Origin of the sequence: Streptomyces sp. NPDC007189 (genome assembly GCF_040703635.1) — a bacterium.
Classification (GTDB): Bacteria; Actinomycetota; Actinomycetes; order Streptomycetales; family Streptomycetaceae; genus Streptomyces.
Genome location: NZ_JBEYEY010000004.1, coordinates 145,262 through 165,382, shown reverse-complemented (window position 1 = coordinate 165,382; position 20,121 = coordinate 145,262). Strand labels below are relative to the sequence as shown.

The 20,121-nt window shown below is 71.7% G+C and carries 19 protein-coding genes and 1 pseudogene; 17 read left to right on the top strand and 3 right to left on the bottom strand.

Annotation, left to right across the window (positions count from 1 at the left end):
- The first annotated feature begins 29 nt into the window (after positions 1 to 29).
- Both AB0950_RS09900 and AB0950_RS09895 read left to right on the top strand, forming a co-directional pair.
- Entirely contained in the window at positions 30 to 1,415 is a 1,386-nt protein-coding gene (locus AB0950_RS09900; RefSeq protein ID WP_360146666.1) for an NADP-dependent succinic semialdehyde dehydrogenase, read from the top strand.
- A 26-nt stretch (positions 1,416 to 1,441) separates the two neighbouring features.
- Positions 1,442 to 1,675, top strand: coding sequence for a DUF6213 family protein (locus AB0950_RS09895; RefSeq protein ID WP_079048970.1), 234 nt, complete (start codon positions 1,442 to 1,444; stop codon positions 1,673 to 1,675).
- 156 nt (positions 1,676 to 1,831) lie between these two features.
- On the opposite strand, the gene AB0950_RS09890 is transcribed toward AB0950_RS09895, so the two are convergent.
- Positions 1,832 to 2,155, bottom strand: a complete 324-nt coding sequence (locus tag AB0950_RS09890; RefSeq protein WP_360146670.1) for a hypothetical protein — start codon at positions 2,153 to 2,155, stop codon at positions 1,832 to 1,834.
- Between the two features lie 183 nt (positions 2,156 to 2,338).
- On the opposite strand from AB0950_RS09890, the gene AB0950_RS09885 reads away from it, so the two are divergent.
- Genes AB0950_RS09885 through AB0950_RS09875 form a run of 3 tightly spaced genes read left to right on the top strand, consistent with a single transcriptional unit; the run spans position 2,339 to position 5,151 of the window.
- Positions 2,339 to 3,400, top strand: a complete 1,062-nt coding sequence (locus AB0950_RS09885) for a type III polyketide synthase (protein WP_360146673.1) — start codon at positions 2,339 to 2,341, stop codon at positions 3,398 to 3,400.
- Between the two features lie 7 nt (positions 3,401 to 3,407).
- Complete coding sequence (locus AB0950_RS09880; RefSeq protein WP_366778257.1) at positions 3,408 to 4,622, top strand: cytochrome P450; 1,215 nt, start codon at positions 3,408 to 3,410, stop codon at positions 4,620 to 4,622.
- 7 nt (positions 4,623 to 4,629) lie between these two features.
- Positions 4,630 to 5,151: a cupin domain-containing protein gene (locus AB0950_RS09875; RefSeq protein WP_360146679.1), complete on the top strand. Its 522-nt coding sequence runs from the start codon at positions 4,630 to 4,632 to the stop codon at positions 5,149 to 5,151.
- Here the strand turns inward: AB0950_RS09875 and AB0950_RS09870 are convergent.
- On the bottom strand, positions 5,148 to 6,374 hold the full coding sequence (locus AB0950_RS09870; RefSeq protein ID WP_360146682.1) for an acyl-CoA dehydrogenase family protein: 1,227 nt from the start codon (positions 6,372 to 6,374) through the stop codon (positions 5,148 to 5,150). The genes AB0950_RS09875 and AB0950_RS09870 overlap by 4 nt on opposite strands.
- 166 nt (positions 6,375 to 6,540) lie before the next feature.
- On the opposite strand from AB0950_RS09870, the gene AB0950_RS09865 reads away from it, so the two are divergent.
- Entirely contained in the window at positions 6,541 to 7,185 is a 645-nt protein-coding gene (locus AB0950_RS09865) for a TetR family transcriptional regulator (protein WP_360146685.1), read from the top strand.
- A gap of 2 nt (positions 7,186 to 7,187) precedes the next feature.
- Here AB0950_RS09865 and def read toward each other — a convergent pair whose 3' ends face one another.
- Positions 7,188 to 7,727 carry a peptide deformylase gene (gene def / locus AB0950_RS09860; RefSeq protein WP_360575018.1) on the bottom strand — a complete coding sequence of 180 codons (540 nt, stop codon included), beginning with the start codon at positions 7,725 to 7,727 and terminating at the stop codon, positions 7,188 to 7,190.
- 151 nt (positions 7,728 to 7,878) lie between these two features.
- Between def and AB0950_RS09855 the strand changes: the two genes are divergently transcribed.
- The 11 genes and pseudogenes from AB0950_RS09855 (at position 7,879) to AB0950_RS09805 (ending at position 20,078) form a co-directional block, all read left to right on the top strand.
- On the top strand, positions 7,879 to 9,117 hold the full coding sequence (locus AB0950_RS09855) for a MurT ligase domain-containing protein (protein WP_360146691.1): 1,239 nt from the start codon (positions 7,879 to 7,881) through the stop codon (positions 9,115 to 9,117).
- Between the two features lie 29 nt (positions 9,118 to 9,146).
- Complete coding sequence (locus AB0950_RS09850; protein WP_103815672.1) at positions 9,147 to 9,875, top strand: type 1 glutamine amidotransferase; 729 nt, start codon at positions 9,147 to 9,149, stop codon at positions 9,873 to 9,875.
- 202 nt (positions 9,876 to 10,077) lie between these two features.
- The gene (locus tag AB0950_RS09845; protein WP_360146695.1) at positions 10,078 to 11,103 is read left to right on the top strand and encodes a 6-phosphofructokinase; all 1,026 of its coding nucleotides are present in this window, start codon (positions 10,078 to 10,080) and stop codon (positions 11,101 to 11,103) included.
- A gap of 102 nt (positions 11,104 to 11,205) precedes the next feature.
- The gene (locus AB0950_RS09840) at positions 11,206 to 12,156 is read left to right on the top strand and encodes a cytochrome c oxidase assembly protein (RefSeq protein WP_360146698.1); all 951 of its coding nucleotides are present in this window, start codon (positions 11,206 to 11,208) and stop codon (positions 12,154 to 12,156) included.
- Between the two features lie 630 nt (positions 12,157 to 12,786).
- Complete coding sequence (locus tag AB0950_RS09835) at positions 12,787 to 12,954, top strand: hypothetical protein (RefSeq protein ID WP_107093214.1); 168 nt, start codon at positions 12,787 to 12,789, stop codon at positions 12,952 to 12,954.
- 33 nt (positions 12,955 to 12,987) lie between these two features.
- Positions 12,988 to 13,473, top strand: a complete 486-nt coding sequence (locus tag AB0950_RS09830; protein WP_360146701.1) for an Lrp/AsnC family transcriptional regulator — start codon at positions 12,988 to 12,990, stop codon at positions 13,471 to 13,473.
- A gap of 106 nt (positions 13,474 to 13,579) precedes the next feature.
- The gene (gene ddaH / locus AB0950_RS09825; protein WP_360146704.1) at positions 13,580 to 14,440 is read left to right on the top strand and encodes a dimethylargininase; all 861 of its coding nucleotides are present in this window, start codon (positions 13,580 to 13,582) and stop codon (positions 14,438 to 14,440) included.
- Complete coding sequence (gene rocD, locus AB0950_RS09820) at positions 14,437 to 15,657, top strand: ornithine--oxo-acid transaminase (protein WP_360146707.1); 1,221 nt, start codon at positions 14,437 to 14,439, stop codon at positions 15,655 to 15,657. Before ddaH ends, rocD begins: the two co-directional genes overlap by 4 nt.
- Positions 15,658 to 15,839: 182 nt before the next feature.
- On the top strand, positions 15,840 to 18,293 hold the full coding sequence (locus AB0950_RS09815; protein ID WP_360575020.1) for a SpoIIE family protein phosphatase: 2,454 nt from the start codon (positions 15,840 to 15,842) through the stop codon (positions 18,291 to 18,293).
- A 215-nt stretch (positions 18,294 to 18,508) separates the two neighbouring features.
- Positions 18,509 to 19,176, top strand: a pseudogene (locus tag AB0950_RS09810) (SDR family oxidoreductase).
- 176 nt (positions 19,177 to 19,352) lie between these two features.
- Positions 19,353 to 20,078, top strand: a complete 726-nt coding sequence (locus tag AB0950_RS09805; RefSeq protein WP_360146713.1) for a lysophospholipid acyltransferase family protein — start codon at positions 19,353 to 19,355, stop codon at positions 20,076 to 20,078.
- Positions 20,079 to 20,121 lie beyond the last annotated feature (43 nt).

Sequence of the window (20,121 nt, the reverse complement as noted above, 5' to 3'; positions counted from 1 at the left end):
AAGCAAGCCCGCTCCCAGGGAGGTCAGCCATGCCCATCGCGACGGTGAACCCGGCGAACGGCGAGACGCTCAAGACGTACGAGCCCATGGGGGAGGAAGAGCTGGGACGCCGGCTCCAGCTCGCCGAGGCCACCTTCCGTACGTACCGGACGACCACGTTCGCCGACCGCGCCCGGCTGCTGCGCAAGGCCGCCGACCTGCTGGAGGAGGACCAGCGGGAGATCGGCCGGGTGATGACCACGGAGATGGGCAAGCCGATCAGGCAGGCCTGGGCGGAGGCCGCGAAGTGCGCCAGGGCGATGCGCTGGTACGCCGAGCACGCCGAGGCGCTGCTCGCCGACGAGGAGCCCGCCGAGGCCGACGTACGCGACTCGGGCGCGTCCCGGGTCCGGGTGCGGTACCGGCCGCTCGGTCCCGTGCTCGCGGTGATGCCCTGGAACTTCCCGCTGTGGCAGGTGATCCGGTTCGCCGCGCCCGCGCTGATGGCCGGCAACGTGGGCCTGCTCAAGCACGCCTCGAACGTGCCGCAGACGGCCCTGTACCTGGAGGACCTGTTCCACCGGGCGGGCTTCACGGAGGGCTGCTTCCAGACGCTGCTGATCGGCTCCGGCGCGGTGGACGACATCCTGCGCGACGAGCGGGTCAAGGCCGCGACGCTCACCGGCAGCGAGCCGGCGGGCCGTGCGGTGGCCTCCACCTGCGGCGAGATGATCAAGAAGACGGTGCTGGAGCTGGGCGGCAGCGACCCGTACGTGGTCATGCCCTCCGCCGACCTGGACCGGGCGGCCGAGGTCGCGGTCACCGCGCGCGTGCAGAACAACGGGCAGTCCTGCATCGCCGCCAAGCGGTTCATCGTGCACGCCGACGTCTACGACGCCTTCGCCGAGAAGTTCGTCGCCGGGATGCAGGCGCTGAAGGTCGGCGACCCGCTGGAGGAGGACACCGACGTCGGGCCGCTGTCCAGCGAGCGGGGCCGCGACGACCTGGAGGAGCTGGTCGACGACGCGCGGCGCGGCGGGGCCGAGGTGCTGTGCGGCGGTGAGCGGCCGGACGGGCCGGGCTGGTACTACCCGCCGACCGTGCTCGCCGGCATCACCCGGCAGATGCGCATCCACCGGGAGGAGGCGTTCGGGCCGGTCGCCACGCTGTACCGGGCCGGCGACCTGGAGGAGGCGCTGCTCATCGCCAACGACTCGCCGTTCGGGCTGAGTTCCAACGTGTGGACGCGTGACGACGGCGAGGTGGAGCGGTTCACCCGTGACCTGGAGGCCGGGTCCGTGTACGTCAACGGGATGACCGCCTCCCATCCGGCGTTCCCGTTCGGCGGGGTCAAGCGCTCCGGGTACGGGCGTGAGCTGTCCGGGCACGGAATCCGCGAGTTCTGCAACATCACCACGGTTTGGCAGGGTGCGTGAGCGCTGCGCGGCTACCATCCCCTTTTGTGAACCGCGAAGTGACCCTGCCTCTGATCGTCGACGACCGCGGTACCTTGCAGGTGGCGGCGGCGGACGTGAGTAAGCTGCTGCGGACCGTGGGCGGTCGGTGGCTGCGGCTCGTCGAGGCCGGGGAGCAGGGGCTGGACGAGGACACGGTCGCCGCGTTGACCATCGAGCTGGCCAAGCTGGCCGACCGAATCGACGTGGCCTGCATCGCGCACAGCAGCGGGGCGCCCTAGCACGGCGACGTGAAGGACATCGCCTCGTACGCCTTCACCAGGCTTCCGTAGGCCGGCCCGCGACGCCACCCCGGCGGACGTGGCGCTCGCCCTCCCCGTGAACTTCTCCGCCCGGGGCGGCTGCTGCGCCCGCATCGCGACCGCCCTGCGCACCCACTACGGCTTCGAGCCCCCCGCCTGCGCGTTCTTCGACCTCTCCGGGGACGTACGTCCGGCGTAGCCCTCGCTCATCCCGCAGGCCTGTGCGAAGGCGCTCAGGTGCCGTGCCGCCGGTTCCTCGCCCGTCACGGAGCGCCCGGCCAGGTGCGCGAAGGAGCGGCGGTCGGCAGGGATCACCCACCGCTGTTCCAGGGCCGGACGGGCTAGGGCCTCGCGGGGCGCCTCGCCGCGTTCCATTCGGGGGGCGAAGGGGTTGGCGCCCTGGTCGGGGGCGAGTGCCCCGGTGGCCTTCTGCAGCAGGTCCCGGGCCGATGCCGTCATGGTGTTCACCCTCCCGTGCGCACGCCGATTCCCACCCGGTCCTGATGCCGCGTCCCCGATCTGGAGTAGTTCGGCGCGAGATCGCCGCCGTACCGAGTGATCGTGGGTGGACACCCCCTGAGGTGAACGACCCTCTGACCGGCGGGCGCAGGCCTTCCGGAAGGCTGAAAGCAGGCACGGTTCATGGCGACTTTGTGCAGACCCTCGGTATCGGTTCCGGAACACGTGATCACGATGGAGGAGACGCTGGAGCTGGCGCGCTCCCGCCACGCGGACCACCCCCAACTGCCCCTCGCACTGCGGCTGATAGAGAACACGGGTGTCAAGACCCGGCACATCGTGCAGCCCATCGAGGAGACCCTGAAGCACCCCGGCTTCGAGGAACGCAACAAGCTCTACGAGGCCGAGGCCAAGGCGCGGGTCCCCGCGGTGATCCAGCGTGCCCTCGACGACGCGGAACTCCTCACCACCGACATCGACGTCATCATCTACGTCTCGTGCACGGGCTTCATGATGCCCTCGCTCACGGCGTGGCTGATCAACGAGATGGACTTCGACCCCACCACCCGACAACTTCCCATAGCCCAGCTGGGCTGTGCGGCAGGCGGCGCGGCGATCAACCGGGCGCACGACTTCTGCACGGCCTACCCGGAGGCCAACGCGCTGATCGTGGCCTGCGAGTTCTGCTCGCTGTGCTACCAGCCCACCGACCTCGGCGTCGGCTCGCTGCTCTCCAACGGCCTGTTCGGCGACGGCATAGCCTCCGCCGTGGTCCGCGGCAGGGGCGGCACCGGCATCGAGCTGGAGCGCAACGGCTCGTACCTGATCCCCAAGACCGAGGACTGGATCAGTTACGACGTCCGGGCGACGGGCTTCCACTTCCTGCTCGACAAACGGGTGCCGGCCACCATGGAGCCGCTGGCCCCGGCCCTGCAGGACCTCGCCGGGACGCACGGCTGGGACGCCTCCGACCTGGACTTCTACATCGTCCACGCCGGCGGGCCCCGCATCCTCGACGACCTGAGCAAGTTCCTGCACGTCGACCCGCACGCGTTCCGGTTCAGCCGGGCGACCCTCACCGAGTACGGCAACATCGCCTCCGGCGTCGTGCTGGACGCGCTGCGCCGGATGTTCGACGAGGGCGGCGCCGAGCACCGGGCGCGCGGGCTCCTCGCCGGGTTCGGACCCGGCATCACCGCGGAAATGGCGCTGGGCCGCTGGCGCACCGACCGAGAGACGGCGTGAGTACGGCATGACCGAAGAGACGCTCACCGAGACCCTGCCCCCCATCCGGCACTGGCCGGCGCTCGACCTGACCGGGACGGACTTCGACCCGGTGCTCAGAGAGCTGATGGAAGAGGGACCGGTCACCCGCATCCAGCTGCCCAACGGCGAGGGCTGGGCGTGGCTGGTGACCCGGTACGACGACGTGCGGATGGTGACCAACGACCCGCGGTTCAGCCGCGAGGCGGTGATGGCGAAGCCGGTCACCCGGCTGGCCCCGCACTTCATCCCCGATCCCGGCGCGGTCGGCTTCCTCGACCCGCCCGACCACACCCGGCTGCGCCGCTCGGTGGCGGCCGCGTTCACCGCGAAGGGTGTGGAGCGGGTGCGCGAGAAGGCGCGCGCCATGCTCGACGAACTGGTCGACGAGCTGCTGCAGGACGGTCCGCCCGCCGATCTCACGGCCACGATCCTCAGCCCGTTCCCGATCGCGGTGATCTGCGAGATCATGGGCGTCCCGGCCGCGGACCGGCACACCATGCACTCCTGGACCCAGCTGATCCTGTCCTCCTCGAACGGCAAGGAGGTCAGCGAGAAGGCCAAGCGGGAGATGGCCGCGTACTTCTCGGACCTGATCGGGTTGCGCGAGAACAGCACGGGCGAGGACGTCACCTCCCTGCTCGGCGCCGCGGTGGGCCGGGGCGAGGTGACGCTCGAGGAGGCCGTCGGGCTGGCCGGGCTGCTGCAGATCGGCGGCGAGGCGGTCACCAACAACAGCGGGCAGATGTTCTATCTGCTGCTCACCCGCCCCGGCCTGGTGGAGCGGCTGCGCGCGGAGCCGGAGATCCGCCCGCGGGCGATCGACGAGCTGCTGCGCTACATCCCGCACCGCAACGCGGTCGGCCTGTCCCGGATCGCGCTGGAGGACGTGGAGATCCGGGGCCACCGGATCCGCGCCGGCGACCCGGTGTACGTCTCGTACCTGGCCGCCAACCGCGACCCGGACGTCTTCCCCGACCCGGAGAGGATCGACTTCTCCCGCAGCCCGAACCCGCATGTGTCGTTCGGCTTCGGCCCCCACTACTGCCCCGGCGGCCAGCTGGCCCGGCTGGAGCAGGAGCTGCTCGTGGACACCCTGCTGGACCGGATCCCGGGACTGCGGCTGTCCGTGCCGCCGGAGCGGGTGCCCTTCAGGAAGGGCGCGCTGATCCGGGGTCCCGAGGCGCTTCCGGTGACCTGGTGAGCGAGCGATGACGGAGACCGAGGGACTGTACGTACCGCCGGGCCACGGCCGTGTCGTGGAGACGCCGGCCCAGCGGGTGACGTTCAAGGTCACCGGCACGCATTCGCGGATGGCCTCCACCTTCGAGGTGGAGGTCCCGCCGGGCTTCGACGTGGGCGCCCATGTGCACACGCGCAGCGAGGAGCTGTTCTACGTCCTGGAGGGCGAACTGGACGTCCTCGCCTTCGAGCCGCGCATCCGCACCCCCGACAACTGGCGCAAGTGGGAGTCGCCTTCGGGCAGCCGGGTGGTGCGGGCGACTCCGGGCACGGTCGTCGTCGTACCCCCGGGGTGCCCGCACGCGTTCGCGAACCCGACGGACACCCCGGCGAAGATGTTCTTCCAGGCGAGCCCGCCGCCGGATCACGAGCGGTACTTCGAGGAACTGCTGGAGATCCTGCGGAACGGGGGCCCGCCCGACCAGGAGGCGATCGAGGCGCTGCGGGCCAAGTACGACATCGAGCAGCTGACGCCGCTCAGGCACCGCTAGCGGATCGGCATCCCCGAGAGGGTGCGGGCGATGACCAGGCGCTGGATCTCGCTCGTGCCCTCGAAGATCGTGTAGATGGCGGAGTCCCGGTGCATGCGCTCGACGGGGTACTCCCTGGTGTAGCCGTTGCCGCCGAGGATCTGGATCGCCTGGGCCGTGACCTTCTTGGCCGTCTCACTGGCGAACAGCTTGGACATGGACCCTTCGGCGGCGGTGAACGGCTTGCCGTTGACCGCCATCCAGGACGCCCGCCACACCAGCAGCCGGGCGGCGTCGATCTGCGTCCGCATGTCCGCGAGCTGGAAGGCGACGCCCTGGTTGTCGATGATGGGCCGCCCGAACTGCTCGCGGGTCCTGGCGTAGTCGAGGGCGACCTCGTACGCGGCCCGGGCGGTGCCGACCGCCATGGCGCCGACGGCCGGGCGGGACGCCTCGAAGGTGGCCATCGCCGCGTTCTTCACCCGCTCGCCGCCCTTCGCGGCCTTCTCGCGGGCCCGGGCGAGCCGCTCGTCCAGCTTCTCCTTGCCGCCGAGCAGGCAGGAGCCGGGGACGCGCACGTTGTCGAGGACGACCTCGGCGGTGTGCGAGGCGCGGATGCCGTGCTTCTTGAACTTCTGGCCCTGGGCCAGGCCCGGCGTGCCCGGCGGGACGATGAAGGAGGCGTGGCCCTTGGAGCCCAGCTCGGGGTCGACGCTGGCGACGACCACGTGGACGTTGGCGATGCCGCCGTTGGTCGCCCAGGTCTTCGTGCCGTTGATCACCCACTCGTCCTTGGCCTCGTCGTACACGGCACGCGTGCGCAGCGAGGCGACGTCGGAGCCGGCGTCGGGCTCGGAGGAGCAGAACGCGGCGACCTTGACGTCGTTGACGTCGCCGTACATCTGCGGGATCCAGGTGCCGATCTGCTCCTCGGTGCCGTTGGCGAGCACGCCCACGGCGGCGAGCCCGGTGCCCACGATGGACAGGGCGATGCCCGCGTCCCCCCAGAACAGCTCCTCCATGGCCATCGGGATGCCGAGGCCGGTGGGGTCGAAGTACTGCTGCGCGTAGAAGTCGAGGGAGTAGATGCCGACCTTGGCGGCCTCCTGGATGACCGGCCAGGGCGTCTCCTCGCGCTCGTCCCACTCGGCGGCCGCGGGGCGGATCACGTCGGCGGCGAAGCCATGGAGCCAGTCCCGGACTTCCTTCTGCTCGTCGTTCAGCTCCATGGTGAACTCGGCCATGTCCCCTCCAGCGGCGGATCTGATGTTACTAGCGGTAACACGAGTCTGTTACCGACCGGTAGGAAAAGTCAACCGGGGACGACCTCGGCATCCCGTTCGATGTCAGGGGCGCGGTCAGTGTTAGTTTGCGCAGGCGTCAGCGAATCAGCACGGGTGGGGAGAGCACATGGACACCACACAGCGGACCGACCAGCAGCGGTCCGCCGACCGCCGACGGCGCGAGCTGCTGGAGGCCGCCGACCGGGTGGTGCTCCGCGACGGTCCGCAGGCCTCGATGAACGCGATCGCCGCGGAGGCCGGCATCACCAAGCCGATCCTCTACCGCCACTTCGGCGACAAGGGCGGCCTGTACGCCGCGCTGGCCAAGCGGCACACCGACGCGCTGCTCGACTCCCTGCGGGCGGCGCTGGACGCCCCGGCGGACCGGCGGGAGCGGGTGGAGTCCACGCTGGACACCTACCTCGCCGCGATCGAGGCACGTCCTCAGGTGTACCGGTTCCTGATGCATCCGGCGGAGGGAGGCGGGAGCGGAGACCAGGGCTTCGACGTCGGCAAGCACTCGGCCCCGCTGCTGCGGCGGATGGGCGAGGAGCTGGCCCAGGTCATCGAGGAGCGGGTCGACCTCGGCCCGGAGAGCCAGCAGCTGGCCCGGGTGTGGGGGCACGGGATCGTCGGGATGATGCACGCCGCCGGTGACTGGTGGCTGGGGGAACGCCCTTGTTCCCGGAGCGAGTTGGTGCGCTCTCTCGCCGACCTGCTGTGGGGCCGTCTCGCGGCCGCCGGGGACAAGATCGGCGGTCCGGGGTTCTGACGTCACCGGCGCCATGAAGCCCGCTCGACCTGCCGGGCCAGCCTGCGCTTGCGCCACCCCGTCACGTGGTCCGCGTACACCCGGCCCTCCACGTGGTCCCACTCGTGCTGCAGGCACCGTGCGAAGAACCCCGTGCCCTCGATCACGACCGGCTCCCCCGTCACCGTGAAACCCTCGACCACCGCACGGTCGTGGCGCTCGGTGCCCGCCTCCAGGCCCGGCAGGGACAGGCAGCCCTCCGGTCCCCGGACGACCACGCCGTCGGCCTCCACCAGCCGGGGGTTCACCACATGCCCGAGATGCCGCACGTCCTCGTCGTCCGGGCAGTCGTACACGAACACCCGCAGCGGCACTCCCACCTGATTCGCCGCCAGGCCGACCCCCTGCGCCGCGTACATCGTGGCGAACAGGTCCTCCACGAGGGCCGCCAGCTCAGGCCCGAATTCGGTGACTTCCCGGCATTGTTCGCGCAGGCCCGCGTCGCCGAGCAGGGTGAGGGGCCGGACGCGCCCGTGGGCGCCCGGAATGGAACGGTGTCGCATGGCGGCAAGGGTACGGTTCGTATCGCCCATGTCCGCCGCTCAAGGCGTGGGCCGGGATTCGGGTGTGGATTCGGATCTCGATAGGCTGAGGCCACACCACGCTGCCGGATGGCCCCAGGCGCGGCGCGTACGCAAGGAGGATCGAGAACTGATGGCAGGCAACTCGGACCCGCTCTCGCCGCGGGCCAAGCTGGCCGTGACCGCGGGCAAGGCGGTCGCTGCGGCATCGCGCGCCGCGGGGCGCGGCAGCGGGTCGGTGATCGGTGGCCGGGTCGCGCTGAAACTCGACCCCGATCTGCTCGCACGGCTCGCCCAGAACCTGGACGTCGTCCTGGTGTCCGCCACCAACGGCAAGACCACCACCACCCGGCTGATCGCCGAGGCGCTGCGCGCCGCGGGCCCGGTGGTGTCGAACGCGCTGGGCGCCAACATGCCGGCCGGCATCACCTCCGCGCTCGCGGGCGGCTCGGACGCGAAATTCGGTGTCATCGAGGTCGACGAGAAGTACCTGGCCGGGGTGGCCCGGGACACCGACCCGAAGTGCATCGCCCTGCTCAACCTCTCCCGCGACCAGCTCGACCGCGCCGCCGAGACCCGGATGCTCGCCGAGAACTGGCGCGAGGGTCTCGCCGGCTCGAAGGCCGTCATCGTCGCCAACTGCGACGACCCGCTGGTGGTGTGGGCCGCCTCCTCGTCGCCGAACGTGGTCTGGGTCGCGGCCGGGCAGATGTGGAAGGACGACGCCTGGTCCTGCCCGTCCTGCGGCGGCGTGATGCAGCGCCCCGGCGAGGACTGGTTCTGCGGCGAGTGCGGGTTCCGGCGGCCGACGCCGACCTGGGCGCTGTCCGGGGACCACGTCCTCGACCCGCACGGCTCGGCCTGGCCCATCCATCTGCAGCTGCCGGGCCGCGCCAACAAGGCCAACGCCACCAGCTCGGCCGCCGTGGCCGCCGTCTTCGGGGTGCCGCCGCAGGTCGCCCTGGAGCGGATGTACCAGGTGCAGGCGGTCGCCGGACGGTACGACGTGGTGCAGTTCCAGAACCGCGACCTCAGGCTGCTGCTGGCGAAGAACCCGGCCGGCTGGCTGGAGACCTTCTCCCTGATCGACCCACCGCCCGCCCCGGTGATCCTGTCCGTGAACGCGCGCGGAGCCGACGGCACCGACACCTCCTGGCTGTGGGACGTCGACTACACCCGGCTGACCGGCCACCCGATCTTCGTCGTCGGCGACCGGAAGCTGGACCTCGCCGTCCGTCTGGAGGTCGCGAACCAGCACTTCCAGGTCTGCGACAACCTCGACCAGGCCGTGCAGATGTGCCCGCCGGGCCGGATCGAGGTCATCGCGAACTACACCGCGTTCCAGGACCTGCGCCGCCGCGTCGGCAACTGATCTTCTGATCCTCGAAGGGCGATCACCTCATGAGCGACAACCAACTGCGGCTGGTGTGGATCTACCCGGACCTGCTGAGCACCTACGGCGACCAGGGCAACGCGCTCGTCGTGGAGCGGCGGGCCCGGCAGCGCGGCCTGGACGTGGCCCGGCTCGACGTGCGCAGCGACCAGCCGATCCCGACCTCCGGCGACATCTATCTGATCGGCGGCGGCGAGGACCGCCCGCAGCGGCTCGCGGCCGAGCGGCTGCGCCGGGACGGGCATCTGCACCGGGCGGTGGAGAACGGCGCGATCGTCTTCTCCGTCTGCGCCGGCTACCAGATCCTCGGCCACGAGTTCATCAACGACCTCGGCCAGCGTGAGCCGGGTCTCGGCCTGCTCGACGTGGTGTCGGTGCGCGGCGAGGGCGAGCGGTGCGTCGGCGACGTGCTGGCCGACATCGACCCGCAGCTCGGACTGCCCCAGCTGACCGGATTCGAGAACCACCAGGGCGTCACCCACCTCGGCCCGACCGCCCGCCCCTTCGCCCGGGTGCAGATCGGCAAGGGCAACGGCACCGGGGACGGCACGGAGGGCGCGTACAACGGAACCGTGTTCGGCACCTACATGCACGGCCCGGTGCTCGCCCGGAACCCGCAGATCGCCGATCTGCTGCTGAAGCTGGCGCTCGACGTCAACGCGCTGCCGCCGATCGACGACCGCTGGTACGAGGCGCTCCGCAACGAGCGGATCGCCGCAGCTCAGCAGCCCGCGTAAGCGCCGCCTCAGCGCCGTCTCAGCGCACTTCGGCAGGGTCGTGGCGGGCCCGCCTGACAGGCCGTCCGCTCACATGTGCGGGCGCGTCCAGCAGGCGGACGCCCGCTACGGAGCCACCCCCTCACGCCGGTAGGGTGGCCGGGAATTCGCCGGACAGCGTGGTCCGGTCCTCCCGGCCCACGTTGAGAAGGTAATTCGGGCTATGCGCATTGGTGTCCTCACCTCCGGCGGCGACTGCCCCGGCCTGAACGCCGTCATCCGGTCCGTCGTGCACCGTGCCGTCGCCGACCACGGCGACGAGGTCATCGGTTTCCGGGACGGCTGGAAAGGCCTCCTGGAGTGCGACTATCTCAAGCTCGACCTCGACGCCGTGGGCGGCATCCTGGCCCGCGGCGGCACCATCCTCGGCTCCTCCCGGGTGCGCCCGGAGCATCTGCGCGACGGCGTGGAGCGGGCCAAGGGCCATGTCGAGGAACTCGGCCTGGACGCGATCATCCCGATCGGCGGCGAGGGCACGCTCAAGGCGGCCCGGCTGCTGTCGGACAGCGGGCTGCCGATCGTGGGCGTGCCCAAGACCATCGACAACGACATCGCCGTCACGGACGTCACCTTCGGTTTCGACACCGCGGTGACCGTGGCGACGGAGGCCCTGGACCGGCTGAAGACCACCGCCGAGTCGCACCAGCGCGTGCTGATCGTGGAGGTCATGGGCCGGCACACCGGCTGGATCGCGCTGCACTCCGGCATGGCGGCCGGCGCCCACGCCGTCGTCGTACCGGAACGGCCCTTCGACATCGACGAGTTGACGCGGAAGGTCGGCGAGCGGTTCGAGGCGGGCAAGCGGTTCGCGATCGTCGTCGCGGCCGAGGGCGCCAAGCCCAGGCCCGGCACGATGGACTTCGACGAGGGCGGCAAGGACGTCTACGGCCACGAGCGCTTCGCCGGCATCGCCCGGCAGCTGTCGGTCGAGCTGGAGCAGCGGCTCGGCAAGGAGGCGCGGCCGGTGATCCTCGGGCATGTGCAGCGCGGCGGCACGCCGACGGCGTACGACCGGGTGCTCGCCACGCGGTTCGGCTGGCACGCGGTGGAGGCCGTGCACCGCGGCGAGTTCGGCCGGATGACCGCCCTGCGCGGCACCGACATCGTGATGGTGTCGCTGGCCGAGGCCGTGGAGACCCTGAAGACCGTGCCCGTGGAGCGGTACGACGAGGCCGAGTGCGTCCTGTAGTCCGCCCGGGAACAACCCGCCCCCGGTCACGGCCGTGACCGGGGGCGGTTCTACTCTGGGGGCGGACAACTCGTACAACCCCCACGAATCAGGAGCCGCCGGATGGACCACAGCGGGCACGGCATGATGATGGATCTGCCGCCGTTCACGCTGGCGCGGGGGCTGGCGTGGTCGGCGGATCCGTTCTTCCTCGTGGCGTGCGTGGCCGGGCTCGCCCTGTACGGCTGGGGTGTGGCACGGCTGCGGCGGCGCGGGGACGCCTGGTCCGTCTGGCGCACGGTGGCGTTCACCGTGGGCGTGCTGACCGTGGGGCTGGTGATGTGCACCCGGCTGAACGACTACGGCATGGTCATGTTCAGCGTGCACATGGTCCAGCACATGATCATCAGCATGCTGTCGCCGATCCTGATCCTGCTCGGCGCTCCGGTGACGCTGGCGCTGCGCGCGCTGCCGACCGCCGGCCGCGGCCGCAAGGGCCCCCGGGAGCTGCTGCTGGCGCTGCTGCACAGCCGGTACACGCGGATCGTCACGCACCCGGCGTTCACGATCCCGATGTTCATCGCGAGCCTGTACGTGCTGTACTTCACCCCGCTGTTCGACTTCCTGATGGGGTCGAGGACCGGGCACATCGCGATGATGGTGCACTTCTTCGCCGTGGGCATGGTGTTCTTCTGGCCGATCATGGGCGTCGACCCGGGCCCGCACCGGCCGGGTTACGTGATGCGGATGCTGGAGCTGTTCGCGGGCATGCCGTTCCACGCGTTCTTCGGCATCGCGCTGATGATGGCGAGCGCGCCGATGGTGGACACCTTCACGCACCCGCCGGCCTCGCTCGGCATCGACGCGCTGTCCGACCAGAACGCGGCCGGCGGCATCGCCTGGGCGTTCAGCGAGATCCCGTCCGTGCTGGTGCTGATCGCGCTGCTGTTCCAGTGGTACGGCTCCGAGCAGCGGCAGGCCAGGCGCAAGGACCGGGCCGCGGACCGGGACGGCGACAAGGAGCTGGAGGCCTACAACGCCTACCTGGCCTCCCTGAACGCCCGCGAGGGCTGACCCGGAGGCCGAGGGGCTGCGGCGGAGACCGAAGGGCTGCGGGGGGACCGAGGGGCTGCCGCGGGGACCGAGGGGTTGCCGCGGAAACCGAAGGGCTGCCGCGGGGACCGAAGGGCTGCGGCGGAGACCGAAGCGTTGCCGAACGGGGATCGAAGGGCCGCCGCACGGAAACCGAAGGGCCGCCACGGAGACCGAAGGGCTGCCGAGCGGAGACCGAAGCGTTGCCGAACGGGGATCGAAGGGCCGCCGCACGGAAACCGAAGGGCCGCCACGGAGACCGAAGGGCCGCCGCGGAGACCGAAGGGCCGCCGCGGAGACCGAAGGGCTGCCGAGCGGGGATCGAAGGGCCGCCGCGGAAACCGAAGGGCCGCCGAGCGGGGACCGAAGGGCCGCCGCGGAGACCGAAGCGTTGCCGAACGGGGATCGAAGGGCCGCCGCACGGAAACCGAAGGGCCGCCACGGAAACCGAAGGGCCGCCACGGAAACCGAAGGGCCGCCGCGGAAACCGAAGGGCCGCCGCGGAGACCGAAGGGCTGCCGAGCGGGGATCGAAGGGTTGCGGCGGAGCCGTGCCCTCCGGGCGGAAAACGGGGCACCATGGTCATGGACAGACCATGAGGAGGGTGCCGAGATGCCCGGTTCCACGAACGGTTCCACCAAGGCGATGGGGGCCCTCACGGTCGGCGGGCTCGTCGTCGTGACCGCCTACACGGTCGCGCTCGGCAGCAACGGCTGGCTGTGGTTCGGATGGGTCGTCCTGGGACTGCTGACGCTCGCCATGGTCGTCACCCAGTCCTGAGCACCGCTGGGGCGGCCTGACTACAGTGCCCGCATGAACAGCAGGACGCCCTCGTTCGACGACCTCGACCGCAGGATCATCACGGCGCTGATGGCGAACGCCCGGACCAGCTTCGCCGAGATCGGCGCGGGGATCGGGCTGTCCGCGACCGCGGTCAAGCGGCGCGTGGACCGGCTGCGGGAGACCGGGGTGATCACCGGGTTCACGGCGACGGTGAAGCCTTCGGCGCTCGGCTGGCGCACGGAGGCGTACGTCGAGGTGTACTGCGAGGGCGCGGCCCCGCCCCGCCGCCTCGCGGAGGTCGTGCGCAACCACCCGGAGATCACGGCGGCCATGACGGTCACCGGCGGCGCGGACGCGCTGCTGCACGTGCGGGCGCGGGACGTGGAGCACTTCGAGGAGGTGCTGGAGCGGATCCGGGTCGAGCCGTTCATCCGGAAGACGATCAGCGTGATGGTGCTGTCCCACCTCCTCCCGGAAAGCCCGGAGGCCGGCGCGACCCACGCCGCACCCGAGTGACCCGGAACATGCGCAGCAACCGTGCGCGTGGGTCCCGAAGAACGCAGCAATGCTGCGCATCTACGCAGCTCTTCGCGCTTGTCGGGCCTGCCCCCGTGTTCCTACCGTGGTGAGCACCCCCTCAGTGACACACCGCAAGCGGAGGAAACCCTCTGTGTCCGAAAGCCGTGTACAGCGTCCTCGGCGCTTTCTCGTCTGCGAACCCAGACACTTCGCCGTGCAGTACGCGATCAATCCCTGGATGAACCCCGACCGGCCCGTCGACGTGGACCTCGCCCAGGAGCAGTGGCGCACGCTGATCAGCGCCTACCGCGCCCACGGGCACGCCGTCGACTCGGTCGAGCCGGTGCCCGGCCTGCCCGACATGGTCTTCGCCGCCAACGCCGCGTTCGTGGTCGGCGGCCGGGTCTTCGGCTCGCTGTTCCACGCGCCGGAGCGGCGCCCGGAGTCGCTGCACTACGACACCTGGTTCAAGACGGCGGGCTACGACGTGTACCGCCCGGAGTCGGTGAGCGAGGGCGAGGGCGACCTGGTGTGGACGGGCCGCTACGTGCTCGCGGGCACCGGGTTCCGCACCAGCCGCGCGGCGCACCGGGAGGCGCAGGAGTTCCTCGGCCACCCGGTGATCGGCCTGACCCTGGTGGATCCGTACTTCTACCACCTGGACACGGCGCTGTTCGTCCTCGACGACGACAACATCTGCTACTACCCCGAGGCGTTCTCGCCCGGCAGCCGCGAGGTGCTGCGCCGCCTGTACCCGGACGCGGTGCTCGCCACCCGCGAGGACGCGTTGGCGTTCGGCCTGAACTCCGTCTCCGACGGCCGCAACGTCTTCATCGCACCCCAGGCCGAGGCGCTCGCCGAACGCCTCGCCGGCCACGGTTACACCCCCGTCCCCGTCGACCTGTCCGAGTTCCACAAGGCCGGCGGCGGCATCAAGTGCTGCACCCAGGAGATCCGTACATGACCGCACCCGCGCGCACCCGCACCTCCGACGACCTGATCCGTGCCGAGGAGCCGGTCCTCGCGCACAACTACCACCCGCTGCCGGTGGTGGTGGCGCGCGCGGAGGGCACCTGGGTGGAGGACGTCGAGGGCCGCCGCTACCTCGACATGCTCGCCGGGTACTCGGCGCTGAACTTCGGCCACCGGCACCCCGCGCTGATCGAGGCCGCCCACCGCCAGCTCGACCAGCTGACGCTGACCTCCCGGGCCTTCCACAACGACCGCCTGGCCTCGTTCGCCGAGCGGCTCGCCGCGCTGACCGGCCTCGACATGGTGCTGCCGATGAACACCGGCGCGGAGGCCGTGGAGAGCGGCATCAAGGTGGCCCGCAAGTGGGCGTACGACGTCAAGGGCGTCCCCGCCGACCGGGCGACGATCGTGGTCGCCGCGGAGAACTTCCACGGCCGTACGACGACCATCGTCAGCTTCTCCACCGACGAGACGGCCCGCACGGGCTTCGGGCCCTTCACGCCCGGGTTCAGGATCGTGCCGTACGACGACCTGGCCGCGCTGGAGGAGGCCGTCGACGAGACGACGGCGGCCGTGCTGATCGAGCCCATCCAGGGCGAGGCGGGCGTGATCATCCCGAGCGAGGGCTATCTCGCCGGGGTGCGGGAGCTGACCCGCCGCAAGGGCTGCCTGTTCGTGGCGGACGAGATCCAGTCGGGCCTCGGCCGTACGGGCCGTACCTTCGCCGTCGAGCACGAGGACGTCGTCCCGGACGTGCTGCTGCTGGGCAAGGCGCTCGGCGGCGGGATCGTGCCGGTGTCGGCGGTGGTGGCCCGGCGCGAGGTGCTGGGTGTGCTGCACCCCGGCGAGCACGGCTCGACCTTCGGCGGCAACCCGCTAGCGGCGGCGGTCGGCACGGCCGTGGTCGAACTGCTGGAGAGCGGCGAGTTCCAGCGGCGGGCCGCCGAGCTGGGCGTGGTCCTGCGGGACGGGCTGACCGAGCTGGTCGGCAAGGGCGTGGTCGGCTTCCGCTCCCGCGGCCTGTGGGCGGGCGTCGACGTCGACCCGGCGATCGGCACCGGCCGTGAGATCAGCGAGCGGTTGATGCGGGAAGGGATCCTGGTGAAGGACACCCACGGTTCCACGATCCGGCTCGCTCCCCCGTTGACCATCACGGCCGAGGAGCTGCGCTCCGCGCTGGCGGCGCTGGAGAAGGTCCTCGCCTCGTGACGGGAGGAGCGTGACGCGAGGAGCGTGACGCGAGGGGTGTGACGCCCGAAGGAACGGGTTCGTGACCCAGGGGGGTGGCCGCAGGCCGCCCCCCGGCCCGTTTGCGTCTCCGGCCCGATGCCCGAAGGGTGAAGATTGAGCCACGAGGGGGTAGACCACTCTCAGCTACAGAGAGGCCGGCCGTGAGCACTGACGAGGACCCGGACGCCGCCCGGCGGCGGTTCGACGTCGCCGACGCCGCCCCTCTTCTGCTCGACGCCCAGGGCGTGGTGACGAGCTGGACGCGGGGCGCCCAGCACCTGCTGGGATACCCGGCCGGCGAAGTGGTGGGCACCAAGGCGACCGGTCTGCTGTCCGCCGACGACGCCGCGCGGGCGCCCGAGCTGGCCGAGCGGTGCCGCAGGGACGGGGGCTGGGCGGGGCTGCTGACCGCCCGGCGCAGGGACGGGCAGCCGGTCCCGGTGATGGTGCGGATCACCCCGGCGCGGGAGCCCGGCGGCGCCGCGCAGTGGCTGGTTCTCGTCTCCGACGCGGCCGAGGCGCGCGGCTGGGACATGAGCCGCGCGGTGCTGGAGCAGATGGTGGCCGGCTCTCCCATCGGCATCGCGATCGTGGACACCGATCTGCGCTGCGTGTGGTCGAACGCGGCCCTGGAGCGATACGGCGGAGGCTCTCCGCGCGAGCGGCTGGGGCGCAGGATGGCCGAGATCCAGCCGGGCATCGACACCGCGGGCATCGAGGCGCAGATGCGGCGCGTACTGCGCACCGGAGAGCCGGTGGTGGGGTACGAGCACGTGGGCCAGGTGCGGTCCGCACCGCACCGGGAGACGGCGCACATGATGTCGTTCACCCGCCTCGACGACGACCGGGGCCGGCCGATGGGCGTGTACTACACGGTGGTCGACATCACCGACCGGCACCGCGCCCGGCAGCGGCTGGCCCTGCTGGACCGGGCAGGCGAGCAGATCGGCCGCAGCCTGGACACCGTGCGGACCGCGCAGGAACTGGCCGACGTCGCCGTGCAGGACTTCGCCGACTTCGTCAGCGTGGACCTGCTGGACTCCGTGCTGCGGGGCGCGGAGCCCGAGTCGCTGGACGCCTCGGACCAGGTGGTGACGCTGCGGCGGGCCGGGCACCAGTCGGTGAACCCCGGGGTCCCGGAGGCCGTGGTCGAGATCGGCGGGGTGTCCACCTACCGCGCCGGGTCGCCGCCGATCCGCAGTCTGACCACGGGCCGGTCCTGGTGTGCCCAACGGCTCGACCCGCTGGCCAAGGCATGGGCGACGGACATCCCCGGCGGCAAAGGGGCGACCTTCCGGGACCTGGGCCTGCACAGCGCGATGATCGTGCCCGTCCGCGCCCGGGGCGTCACCATGGGCGTCACCAGCTTCTACCGGCGCCGCCGCCAGGAGCCCTTCGACGCCGACGACCTGAGTCTCGCCGAGGACCTGGTGTCCCGGGCGGCGGTCTGCGTGGACAACGCCCGCCGCTACACGCGCGAACGGGACGCGGCCCTCGTCCTGCAGCGCAGTCTGCTGCCGCGCCGGCTGCCCGAGCAGGACGCGGTGCAGGTGGCCGCCTGCTACCGGCCGGCGGACGAGCTGACCGGCCTCGGCGGCGACTGGTACGACCTGATCCCGCTGTCCGGCGCCCGGGTGGCGCTGGTGGTGGGCGAGGTGCCCGGGCACGGGATCGACGCCGTGGCGGCCATGGGGCGGCTGCGCACCGCCGTGCACACCCTCGCCGCGCTCGATCTCTCGCCCGAGGAGGTGCTCGCCCACCTCGACGACCTGGTGGGGCGGATGGCCCGGGAGGAGGGCGTCGGGCCCGAGGGCTCCTCGGCGGCCGGCATCCAGGCGGTGGGGTCCGGGTGCGTGTACGTCGTCTACGACCCGGTCGACGGGCGGTGCACGATGGCGACGGCGGGCCATCCCTCGCCCGCCCTCGTCCTGCCCGGCGGCGCCGTCAGCCTCGTCGACCTGCCGCAGGGTCCGCCGCTCGGCGCGGGCGGTCCGCCCTACGAGGCGGTCGAGCTGGTGCTCGCCGAGGGCAGCGCGCTGGCCCTGTACACCGACGGGCTGCTGGTCCACGGGGACGGCGGCGACGCCGCGGACCGCGACCGGGTGCGCGTCGCGCTGGAGCAGCCCGCCGCCACGCTCGAGCTGTGCTGCCGGGCCGTGGTCGACGCGCTGGTCCCGAACCGTCCGCACGACGACGCGGCCCTGCTGATGGCCCGCACCAGGCTGCTCGGCGCCGACCAGGTCGCGGACTGGGACCTGGTCGCCGACCCGTCCGTGGTCGCCGACGCCCGCAAGCTGGCCACCCGGCAGCTGACCGAATGGGGGCTGGAGGAACTGGCGTTCACCACCGAGCTGGTCGTGAGCGAGCTGGTCACCAACGCCATCCGGCACGCGGAGAGCCCGGTCCGGCTCCGGCTGATCCGGGACCGGACGCTGACCTGCGAGGTCTCCGACGGCAGCGCCACCGCACCCCATCTGCGCCATCCGCGCGCCACCGACGAGGGCGGCCGCGGGCTGCTGCTGGTCTCCCAGTTCTCCGAGCGCTGGGGAACCCGCTTCGTCCCCGGCGGCAAGGTCATCTGGGCCGAGCAGTCCCTCACGGAGCCTCCGGCCTGAACCGGCGGTCAGGGGCGGCAGCGCGGCCGAGACCAGCAGGGTGACCAGGCCGAGCAGCACGACGGCCGAGGCGGGGGTGCCGCGGCCGTCCACAGGCCGGTGCCGCGCCCGCGGTCGGCGAAGTCGAGCCGCGAGAGCGCCACCGTCAGCAGGGAGGGCAACGGCAGCCCCGTACCGACGCAGTTGACGACGGCGCCGGCGATGAGAAGCGCGGGGTGGCCGGTCGCGCCCATCAGGACGAAGCCCAGGGCGCGGCGGAGGCCGAGGCTCTAGCCGGGGAGGGCGCCCGTGTCGTCCCACCGACGTGGCCGAGGCGCCCGGCTGCCGCCGGCTCGACGTGAGCAGCGAGCGGGAGTGGGCGGAACTCGCCGTCGAGCTGTGGGAGTCGTAGGGCCGGGTGCACGCTCTGGCGCGCCTCGGCGAGGTGCGGCCCGAGGACATGGCGCGGGTCCACGCGGTCGACGTCACCGGCCCGCTCCTCGGCATCCACCACCTGGCCCCGCTGAAGCCGACCGGCTCCTCCGCGGCCCCGACCGCCCACTACCCGGTCGCCCACACCACCAGCAAGGGGGCGCTGCGCGGCCTGTCGGAGGCCGCCGCGCTCGAACTCGGCCCGCGCTGCGTCCGCGTGAACACCATCCAGCCCGGCTACGTCGAGGCCGGGATGGCCGCCTCCGCCGCGGCCGCGTTCCGCGAGGCGAACATCCGCGAGACTCCGCTCGGCCGTACCGGAACCGTTCAGGAGGCGGCCCCCCTGGTCGTCTTCCTCCTGTCGGACGAGTCGTCCTTCATCACCGGCGCCGAGATCCCCGTCGACGGCGGGCCGACGGCGCACGGCGGCGTGAAGTCCGTGTCGGACGCCTTGCGTTCGCCGGCCTCGTGAGGCGGCTGCGAGGTCCGCCCCGCCGCGGGACGCGCACGGCCGGCGGCATCAGCATGACGGTGAGCGAACATGGCTACAGATGACGACAGGTGCACATCGGCCGATCGCCCGCCATCAGCGAGCCGACCTGCCAAGCCGCCGGATCCGAGGGGAGCCGGTGAAGTGAGGAGTGAGCCGTGTTCTACTACCTGCTCAAGTACGTGCTGCTGGGCCCCTTGCTGAGACTGGTGTTCCGGCCCCGGATCGAGGGCCTGGAGAACGTGCCGGCCACCGGCCCGGCGATCGTCGCCGGGAACCACCTCTCCTTCTCCGACCATTTCCTGATGCCGGCGATGCTGGGGCGCCGGATCACCTTCCTCGCCAAGGCGGAGTACTTCACCGGCCCGGGGCTCAAGGGCCGGCTCACCGCGTTCTTCTTCCGCAGTGCGGGGCAGATCCCGGTGGACCGCTCGGGCAAGGATGCCGGTCAGGCGGCGATCCGGGAGGGGCTGAAGGTGCTGGCCCGGGGCGAGTTGCTCGGGATCTATCCGGAGGGCACCCGGTCGCACGACGGCAGGCTGTACAAGGGCAAGGTCGGGGTGGCCGTGATGGCGCTGCGGGCCGGTGTGCCGGTGGTGCCGTGCGCGATGATCGGCACGTTCGAGGCCCAGCCGCCCGGGAAGGTGGTCCCGAACATCCACCCCGTCACCATCCGCTTCGGCAAGCCGCTCGACTTCTCGCGCTATGCCGGGATGGAGGGGCAGAAGGCGATCCTGCGGGCCGTCACCGACGAGATCATGTACGCCATCCTCGCCCTGTCCGAGCAGGAGTACGTCGACGAGTACGCGGCCGTCGTCAAAGAGCGGCAGGCGGCCGAGAAGGGCGCCAAGGAGCGCAGGTTCCCCAGGGCGCCGCTCAGCTGAACACGCAGACGAGGGGCGGCCGGAGTGTCCGGCCGCCCCTCGT